Source organism: Flavobacterium sp. UBA5153 (assembly GCA_002413745.1).
Taxonomy (GTDB): domain Bacteria; phylum Bacteroidota; class Bacteroidia; order Flavobacteriales; family Flavobacteriaceae; genus Flavobacterium.
The window spans coordinates 28775-38904 of record DHXP01000068.1 but is presented as its reverse complement, the minus strand read 5'-3'; the positions used below and the strand labels follow the sequence as shown (position 1 = coordinate 38904).

General features: G+C 37.2%; 9 protein-coding genes. All 9 read left to right on the top strand.

Annotated elements, in window-relative coordinates; translation table 11 throughout:
• Positions 1–159 precede the first annotated feature (159 nt).
• The 9 genes from gmd to B2145_RS13720 all read left to right on the top strand — a co-directional run bounded on the left by gmd (position 160) and on the right by B2145_RS13720 (position 10025).
• A complete protein-coding gene (gene gmd / locus B2145_RS13760) occupies positions 160–1272 on the top strand; it encodes a GDP-mannose 4,6-dehydratase (protein ID WP_291103328.1) in 1113 nt (370 codons plus the stop codon).
• 567 nt (positions 1273–1839) lie between these two features.
• Positions 1840–2106, top strand: coding sequence for a hypothetical protein (locus B2145_RS13755; protein WP_291103326.1), 267 nt, complete (start codon positions 1840–1842; stop codon positions 2104–2106).
• A 24-nt stretch (positions 2107–2130) separates the two neighbouring features.
• Entirely contained in the window at positions 2131–2961 is an 831-nt protein-coding gene (locus B2145_RS13750; protein ID WP_291103323.1) for a BRO-N domain-containing protein, read from the top strand.
• A gap of 34 nt (positions 2962–2995) precedes the next feature.
• On the top strand, positions 2996–3931 hold the full coding sequence (locus B2145_RS13745) for a GDP-L-fucose synthase family protein (protein WP_291103321.1): 936 nt from the start codon (positions 2996–2998) through the stop codon (positions 3929–3931).
• A gap of 275 nt (positions 3932–4206) precedes the next feature.
• Positions 4207–4521, top strand: a complete 315-nt coding sequence (locus tag B2145_RS13740; protein ID WP_291103318.1) for a hypothetical protein — start codon at positions 4207–4209, stop codon at positions 4519–4521.
• A 544-nt stretch (positions 4522–5065) separates the two neighbouring features.
• Entirely contained in the window at positions 5066–6205 is a 1140-nt protein-coding gene (locus B2145_RS13735; RefSeq protein ID WP_291103316.1) for a DegT/DnrJ/EryC1/StrS family aminotransferase, read from the top strand.
• Positions 6206–6779: 574 nt separating this feature from the next.
• Positions 6780–8000, top strand: a complete 1221-nt coding sequence (locus tag B2145_RS13730) for an ATP-binding protein (RefSeq protein ID WP_291103314.1) — start codon at positions 6780–6782, stop codon at positions 7998–8000.
• A 627-nt stretch (positions 8001–8627) separates the two neighbouring features.
• Positions 8628–9629 (top strand): ATP-binding protein, encoded by a 1002-nt coding sequence (locus tag B2145_RS13725; protein WP_291103311.1) that lies wholly within the window; start codon positions 8628–8630, stop codon positions 9627–9629.
• Complete coding sequence (locus tag B2145_RS13720; RefSeq protein ID WP_291103309.1) at positions 9630–10025, top strand: hypothetical protein; 396 nt, start codon at positions 9630–9632, stop codon at positions 10023–10025.
• Positions 10026–10130 lie beyond the last annotated feature (105 nt).

Sequence of the window (10130 nt, the reverse complement as noted above, 5' to 3'; positions counted from 1 at the left end):
AATTTGAAATAACTAGCGGTATAAATACAAAAAATTGCAAGCTGGAAATTCGAAATGTTTTGGAGTGGATGAAGAGGTGAATGTGTTTTATCTTAATCGGCACTATTTTGATTTATTCATTCCTTTGTTGATACTATAGTTTAAAAATAAAATATAAATATGAAAATAGCGCTTATCACAGGAATCACAGGACAAGACGGTGCGTATCTTGCGGATTTATTATTAAAAAAAGGATACGAAGTACACGGTATCAAACGCCGTAGTTCTTTGTTTAATACGGATCGAATCGATCATTTGTACCAAGACCCACACGAGAAAAATGTGCGTTTCAAATTGCATTATGGCGATTTGAGTGATTCCACTAACTTGATTCGAATCATTCAGGAAGTGCAACCCGATGAAATCTATAATCTGGGAGCGATGAGTCATGTCAAAGTGAGTTTTGATACCCCGGAATATGTCGCCAATGTTGATGGTATTGGTACTTTGCGTTTGCTGGAAGCGATGCGCATCTTGAATTTGACCAAGAAAACAAAGATCTATCAGGCCTCGACTTCGGAGTTGTACGGATTGGTGCAACAGGTTCCTCAATCGGAAACGACACCTTTTTATCCGCGTTCCCCTTATGCGGTGGCCAAGATGTATGCCTATTGGATTACGGTAAATTATAGAGAGGCTTATGGAATGTTTGCCTGTAATGGGATTTTATTCAACCATGAGAGTCCGTTGCGCGGGGAAACCTTTGTAACCCGAAAAATTACCCGAGCGGTGTCTAAAATGGCATTGGGGTTACAAGACAGTTTGTATTTGGGAAACCTGGACGCGAGACGCGATTGGGGGCATGCCAAGGATTATGTGGAAGCGATGTGGTTGATCCTGCAACAGGAAAAGCCGGAAGATTATGTGATTGCTACCGGAGTGACTACTACCGTCCGTGATTTTGTACGGATGTCCTTTGCAGAAGTGGGTATTGCTATCGAATTCAAAGGAGAAGGCATTGAAGAGAAAGGCTATGTGGTTTCTTGCTCTAATCCAGATTACCAAATTGAAATAGGCAAAGAAGTGGTAGCGGTTGATGCCGCCTATTTCCGCCCTACCGAAGTGGATTTATTGATTGGTGATCCAACCAAATCGAACACTAAATTGGGATGGATACCCAAATATGATTTGCCCATGCTGGTCAAAGAAATGATGGCCTCGGATGTGTTGCATTTTCAAAAAGAAAAACTCTTAAAGGCAGCGGGTTATTTTATAAAAAATCAGTTTGAGTAGTTCTCGATACGATTTGAAAAGCTATCGCATTTCAAATTTACTACCATTGATGTTTTTTATTAATGTATTGAATATCAATTAAATGATAAAATACAATTGTAAGAAAACACATTATTATATTTTAATGAAAATTCTACTTACGATAGAATAATGTGTTTTTAATTGACATCTGTTCTTTTTTGCATTGCCCAAAAAAGAACCAAAAAAGGCTAGCCCAAGACTGTTCGCCGACCCGCTATTTTCTCAATTCTTAAATCCAACGAACTCGCTACGCTCAAACAGCGTTGGATTTTACAGAATTTTCGAAAAGCGGGTGCCCGGCTGCCACAGTCAAAGGGCAGAGGAGCGCGGAAAAAAACACTAAATACGTCATTTTATATTGCTTTTTTTAGAATAAAAATTATGCCTCGAACTGACGGATTCTCGATACAATTTGAAAAGCTATCGCATTTCAAATTTGCTCGAACTGACCCTTCGGCCCTTCGATAAAAACTCAGGATAAACTCAGGGCAAGCTAGTCGATACCGAAAAGGTTTTTTAAATTTTAGTTTTTTAATGAATTTGGTTATGAAACAGCAACAAGCCTTACAATTATTTGAAGATAAAAAAGTACGGACCCTTTGGGATGCCGAACAAGAAAAATGGTATTTCTCTATTGTAGATACCATAATGGTTTTGACAGGGAGTTCTATTCCCAAAAGATATTGGACGGATTTAAAAAAAAAATTGGTTAAAGAAGGTAGCCAGTTGTACGAAAATATCGTACAACTGAAAATGCAATCTGCCGATGGGAAATATTACAAAACTGATGTGGCGGAGTTACTATCTTTGTAAAAGTAAAATTTTAAATTTTCGGTTATGACACAACGCCAAGCCTTACAGTTATTTGAAGACAAAAAAGTACGAGCTCTTTGGGATGCGGATAAAGAGCAATGGTATTTTTCGATAGTGGACACTATTTCTGTTTTGACAGATACTCCAAATGCGAGAAAATATTGGAGTGTTCTAAAAACACGTTTGAAAAAGGAAGGAAGTCAGTTGACTACAAATTGTAGTCAACTGAAAATGCAATCTGTCGATGGTAAGTTCTATAAAACAGATGTGGCGGATACCGAACAACTTTTTAGGCTGATACAATCCATACCTTCGCCAAAAGCGGAACCTTTTAAACTTTGGTTGGCACAAATAGCCTCTGAACGCTTGGACGAAATGCAAGATCCCGAATTGACCATTGATCGAGCATTGGAGCAATATTTGCAATTGGGTTATTCTGAAAATTGGATTAATCAGCGGTTAAAAAGTATTGAGGTTCGGAAAGAATTAACTGATGAATGGAAAAGCAGAGGATTGAAAGAAGGAGTACAATTTGCTACACTGACCGATATTATTACCAAAGCTTGGTCGGATAAAACCACAAAAGAATATAAGGTTTTGAAAGGGCTGAAGAAAGAAAATCTTAGGGATAACATGACGAACACGGAATTAATCCTAAATATGTTGGCTGAAGCTTCTACGAAAGACATCTCTCAAGCGGTAAATCCTGAAACTTTTGAAGAGAGTCAAAAAGTGGCTCAACAAGGTGGCAATGTAGCCAAAGTAGCCCTACAAGAATTGGAAGCCAAAACAGGTAAGAAAGTGGTTTCGGAATTGAATGCAAAAGTGGCTTTGCAAGAAAAAAATAAAAAATGAAAATCGTAATTTTAAAAGAAATAGTTCTATAAACATGAACAAAAAAGATAAAATATACATAGCCGGCCATCGGGGAATGGTGGGTTCGGCTCTTTTACGGAAATTACAGACTGAAGGATTTAGCAATTTCGTGTTGCGTACTTCGGCAGAATTGGATTTGCGGAACCAACAGGCCGTTGCTGATTTTTTTGCGCAGGAAAAGCCGGATTATGTGTTTTTGGCAGCAGCGAAGGTTGGGGGAATTATAGCCAATTCTACTTATAAAGCCGATTTCATATACGAGAATCTGATGATTCAGAATAACGTCATTCATCAAGCCTATGTGAACGGAGTGCAAAAACTGATGTTTTTGGGTTCTTCCTGTATTTATCCCAAGTTGGCGCCACAACCGCTGAAAGAGGAATACTTGCTTACAGGGGAATTGGAACCTACCAATGAACCTTATGCCATTGCCAAGATTGCAGGTATCAAGATGTGTGATGCCTATCGCGACCAATATGGGTGCAATTTCATTTCGGTGATGCCTACCAATTTATACGGGCCGAATGATAATTATGACCTGAACAAATCCCATGTACTGCCAGCGATGTTGCGCAAGTTTATCATGGCGAAACGAAACGGGGAGGCGGACGTTACGATTTGGGGAACAGGTAGTCCTAAAAGAGAGTTTTTGCATGCCGATGATTTGGCGGAAGCCTGTCTTTTTCTAATGGAAAATTTCAATGAATCAGGCTTGGTCAATATCGGAATCGGGGAAGACATTTCTATTTTGGATTTGGCGTATCTGGTACGAAAAATTGTAGGATTTGAGGGGGAGATACTAACGGATCCTTCCAAACCCGATGGTACTCCCCGTAAACTGATGGATGTTTCTAAACTGAATGGTTTGGGTTGGAAAGCCAAAACCACATTGGAAGAAGGAATTCAAAAAGTGTATGAAGAAATAAAAAATAGTGACTGGAAACAATAATAATAACCGTTGGGTGTAATTAGGGTTTGATTATAAATTTTCGTCAGTTCGATTTGATTCCGCTTTTGGGCGGGATTGTATCGAGAACAGAAAATTTATCATTAAAAAGGGTTCTCGATACATTTTTATTAAAATTATTGTCTCATTTTTATTAAAAACGCTCGAATTGACTTTTGAATAATTGTAGTCGACCGCTTATTTTAAAAGTTTTAACTCAGGATATATAAAATAGTTTTAACTTTGTAATAAATAGCGAACTAGAAAACAGAACTATTATGAGTACGACCGAAATAAAGCTTTATGATATCTTTAGAAACGATTTGAAACTATCTGATGAAAAGGCAAAAATATTTGCAGAGGTAGTGCAGGAAACGATACAAAACGAGGTAAAGCATGAACAAACCGAGTTTAAAAGCGTTCTGAAAGAAGATTTTTACAAGATCGATATAAAAATCGAACAAATGAACGCAAAGATCGAAGGGGTCAGAGGAGAAATAAAAGACAGTAAAGCAGATATGATAAAATGGATGTTTGCATTTTGGGTTACTATTATTTTAATGTTGTTAGCTAATTTTTTTCTAAAAAAATAAATTAAAATCTATTAGGCTAATAGCGGTGATTTTTTTCTGTTTTTCACCCTTTTTTATGGTGGAGCTGTTTTTTTTGATTTGGGAATTAGCCCAATTTGGAGATCCTCTGCATTTGTCATTGAATTCAGAGCGTCTGCAAAAGCTAACGGAGAATTATGTGGTGAGTAATGAGAAAATTGTTACTGCAGTAGGGAAGTTTTTTCCAGTTAATTCGAAAGAAGGTTTATTAAAAACATTTGAATCATTTAAAAAATAATGCACTACCTTTTTGTTACTCTCATTCTTTTTGGTCTGGAATTAGTATACTTCAAACTAGCCAATACCTACAATATCATTGACAAACCCAATCTGCGTTCGTCCCATACGAGTATTACGTTGCGTGGTGGCGGTATTATTTTTCCCATTGCCCTACTAATTGCTTTTTTTTTTGGGTTATGCCAGTTGGGCAGTAACTTTGGCTGTTGTTTTGGTTGCGGTAGTTAGCCTAAAAATATTTATTAATGTTATTACAATCAACGGGTTAAATAATAGATTCATAAAAAAAATGAAGCCTTCCAGAATATACATCTCTTCACCCCACATGGGCGGATTTGAACAAAAGTATGTTCAGGAAGCCTTTGATACCAATTGGATTGGACCGGAGGGTCTTAATCTTAATGGTTTTGAACATGATTTAGAAGACTATCTTGATCAAAATAGCTTTGTAGGCGCTTTGAGTTCCGGAACTGCAGCAATACATCTTGGTCTTATTTTATTGGGGGTGAAGGCGGGAGATGAAGTGATTTGCCAAAGCATGACTTTTTCGGCATCCGCCAATCCTATTTTATATCAGGGAGCAATTCCTATTTTTATTGACAGCGAACCCGAAACCTGGAATTTGTGTCCACTTGCGCTGGAAGAAGCCATTGTGGATCGGATTTCGAAAGGGAAGAAACCAAAAGCCATCATTGCGGTGCATTTGTATGGAGTTCCTTATAAAGTGGATGAAATAAGAATAGTTGCAGACAAATATGGGATTCCCATTCTGGAAGATGCTGCGGAGGCATTGGGCAGCAGTTATAGAGGCCAAAAGTGTGGCACTTTTGGGGATATTGGCGTTTTGTCTTTTAATGGAAACAAAATCATCACCACCTCTGGTGGAGGTGCCATCGTTACTCATTCGGCAGCCTTGAAAGAAAAAGCCCTTTTTTATGCCACCCAGTCCAGGGACAATGCGCCTCATTACCAGCATAGCGAAATTGGGTATAATTACAGAATGAGTAATATTTGTGCGGGTATTGGTCGCGGCCAAATGGAGGTTTTAGATGATCATGTCGCCCTGCGTAGAGCCATGCATGACTTTTATGTGGATTTATTCCAAGACATTGATACAGTTACGGTTTTTTCTGTTCCCAATGCCGATTATTTCGCCAATTACTGGCTGAGTGCCATTGTGTTGGAACCTAATTCAGTAAAAGAGATTGACCGTGAAAGCTTGCGTTTGGCTTTTGAAGACGCCAACATTGAATGCCGCCCTTTATGGAAGCCGATGCATTTGCAACCTATTTTCGAGAAATATCCTTATTATGGAGGGACCGTTGCCGAAACCTTATTCGAAAACGGTTTGTGTTTGCCATCGGGATCCAATCTTAGTGATGAAGAGCGATTGAGAATAAGTGAGGTGGTTAAAAATTATTTTAAATGATAACCCGAGCGGTAGCGAACGGATGAAATAATTTTAAATTTTATGACTGTCCGTTACTAATACCAATGTAATTAATTTTGTCATTTCGACAAAGGAGAAATCACATTAGTTGCTCAAGTTATGTGATTCTTCGTTCCTCAGAATGACAAAAGAGCAAAATTATGTTTATAAATTTAACTTGGTCTGATTAACGGACAGTCATTTTAAATTTTAAAGGGATGAGATCTATTCTCTGTTATCGGTTGTCTGTTAACGGTTTTCAGTTGGTTAATTGTACCAGGGTTACAATACCAAGCCTAGTCCGCTAAAAAGAAAGCCCTTGACTGTACTTCGACTTCGCTCAGTATAGACTTTTCGGGGTGACAAAAATGGATGAGTCAGAGTTATGGTTTCATCGTTTAATTGGTTATTTGAAACCACATCAACGCTGAGGCTCTTTTATCTTTATAAACCCACATTACACAATTTATCAATTCAACAAATCATCAACAAACAAATAAAGTTTTTACGTCTATAACCATAAAAAGTATTATTATTATAATATATTTGTGTTTATAAGCGTAAAAATAACTAAATGATACCAAGAGAAATTTACTTACAGCAGCTGCGGCAATTTATAGACAAGCCACTAATAAAAATACTTACAGGTATTCGTCGCAGCGGCAAGTCATCAGTATTGTTGTTGTTAAAAGAAGAGTTGCTTTTAAGGAATGTGCCGGAAGCGCAAATTATTCACCTCAATTTTGAAAGTTTTGAATATATAGCACTGCAAACAGCCGAGGCATTGTACAAGTTTATTAAACAACAAATAAAAACAAACAAACAATACTATTTTTTGTTAGATGAAATACAGGAAGTGGAAGGTTGGGAGAAAGCTGTCAATTCTTTTTTGGTTGATTTTAAGGCAGATGTTTATCTTACGGGTTCCAACTCGCATTTGTTGTCGTCAGAGTTGGCCACTTATTTAGCCGGGAGATATGTTGAAATTCCTATTTATACACTTTCGTTTGCCGAATATTTGCAGTTTCAGAGATACTATTTCCCGGATAAGATACAAGATAATCGTGCCGCTTTTGAGTCTTATTTGAGTTTAGGTGGTTTTCCGGTTATTCATACCGCAAATTATTCGGAAGAAACTGCCTATAAAGTTGTTTATGATATTTATTCCTCGGTTATTCTTCGTGATACCATGCAACGCTATAAAATAAGGGATGTAGAACTGTTGGAAAGAGTAGTTAAATATGCTTTTGATAATATTGGAAATACATTTTCCGGAAAAAATGTAGCTGATTATTTCAAAAGCCAGCAGCGCAAGGTTGATGTGAATACGGTTTACAATTACCTCCATGCGCTTGAAGGGGCTTTTATCCTTTTTCGCAGCCCGCGTTACGATCTGAGAGGTAAAGAAATACTGAAAACACAGGAAAAATTTTATGTCAGCGATTTGTCAATCATCTATGCTGTAATGGGCTATCGGAACAGGATGATTTCCGGCATTTTGGAAAATGTTGTGTTTCTGGAACTCAAACGCAGAGGGTATCAAGTATTCGTTGGTAAATTAGACGATAAAGAAATTGATTTCATCGCTGAAAAGCAAGGAGAAAAAATATATGTGCAAGTGGCTTACAAATTAGAAAGTACGTCAACCGCCGAACGGGAATTTGCCTCACTTTTAGCGGTTAAAGACCAGTATCCAAAATATGTAGTAACTATGGATGCGTTTTGGAAAGAATCTGTTGAAGGCGTAAAGCATATCCATATAGCCGATTTTTTATTGATGGATACATTTAGTTGAAAGTCTAATTTAGCTCACTGGTTATCTGTTTTCGGTTATGGGTCTTCAGTTGATGAATCAACGGGGTCAGAATACCAAGCCTAGTCCGCTAAAAAGAAAGCCCTCGACTGTATTTCGACTTCGCTCAGTATAGACTTCTCGGGGTGACAAAAATGGATGAGTTAGAGTTATGGGTTAATCGTTTAATTGGTTATCTGAAACCACATCAACGCTGACTAAGGCTATTTTATCTTTATAAACCCACATTGACCATTAATAACAAACAATGTTGTTTGATGATTCACCACAGCGGAGGACAAAATTAATATATTCCCGAAGTCTCGGAAGTATCACACCTATATTTTGGGCTAATTAACATTCGAAATTAGTATATGTAGTCAAAAAACCGAATGATTTCAAAATTATTATTTATATTTACACTTGAAATTATCATGATATAAGTAAGTGTAGGTTTTAATTATCATAATGTTATTGGCTTAAAACTAAAATTATGTTTGTTCGAAAGCAAATCCTTGAAGGTTCCGCTAATGAAAGTCTTTTTTTGTGGGGAGCCCGCCAGACGGGAAAAAGCACTTTATTAAAAATGCTGTTTCCAAAGGCGATTTGGTTTGATTTATTAAAACGGATGTGTTTGAGCGTTATCAAAATAGTCCTGCTCAATTCAGGGAAGCAATTTTAGCAACATCCTCCGGAGCTGTAGTGATTGTAGATGAAATTCAGAAAATCCCGTCATTGCTTGATGAGATTCATTGGCTCATAGTAAATCACCAAACTCGTTTTATATTGAGTGGATCCAGTCCGAGGAAAATTATTCGTTCAGGAGCTAATTTATTAGGAGGCAGAGCATTGAGATATGAACTCTATCCGCTAATTTATGTAGAAATTCCAGAGTTTGATTTGCATAGAGCATTGAATAATGGTCTTTTGCCGAGACATTATTTATCTGATAATTCAAAAAAAATAATTTCTGCATACATAGGGAGTTACTTAAGAGATGAGATTATTGCGGAAGCAAAAATTAGAAATAGTAGTGCCTTTACAAAATTTTTAGAAACTGCGGCATTCTCTAACGGAGAAATGGTAAATTATACCAACATTGCTTCTGAATGTGGGGTAAGTTCGACGACTGTAAAGGAGTATTTCCAAATTCTGGAAGACACATTAATTGGTCGTTTCCTTCCGTCATTTCAAAAGAAGCCCAAGCACAGAGTCATTCTAGCTCCAAAGTTTTACTATTTTGATGTTGGCATTGCTAATTATTTACTTAAAAGAGGGCAGATTGAAGTTGGTAGTGAAGCATTCGGAAGTGCATTTGAACACTTCATATATCAAGAGTTGTATGCTCACAGTAAATATTCAGACCTTGATTATGCAATTTCCTACTGGCGAACTACCTCTCAAATAGAAGTAGATTTTATTTTAGGGGATCATGAAGTGGCTATTGAAGTAAAGGGAACCAATAACGTTCAAACTCGTCATTTGAAAGGATTAAGAAGTTTTTCAGAGGAATATACCGTGAAGAAATTAATTGTTGTCAGTAATGACCCACTAGCAAGAATCATTGGTAATGTCACTGTTTTGCCGTGGGAGCAATTTTTACAAAAACTATGGGAGGGCGAGATTATTTAATTGACTTGGTCACTCAGAGCTTTCAAGAATCAGCGTTCTTTTTTGAGTATCGAAAACCTTTGTTTCGTCATCAAGGAATTATTGGAAAATGAGTTGATTCCTTCGGGGGGTTATCAAGTAGCGGATGACAATTCGTTATCTACAAATGAATTGATTCGATTGCTAGGAATGAGTTTGGATAAAAAAAGCAGAATACTCAACTTATCACAAAATGTGATAAGTTCGATTGCAAAATTAGGAGATCATTTGCATTTACCATTGAATACAGAACGTTTGCAAAAACTTACGGAGAATTATGTGGTGAGTAATGCCAGAATTGTGAGCGCCATCGGAAACTCGCTGCCGATAAGTTCGAGGAAAGGCCTGATGAAAACTTTTGAGTCGTTTGGGAAGTAATACCATTATTCATTATATTTTAGTCCAATCATTCTGGTATAATGCCGCTGTATATTTAATACCATTATTCATTATCTTTTACTCCAATCGTTCTGGTATAATGCC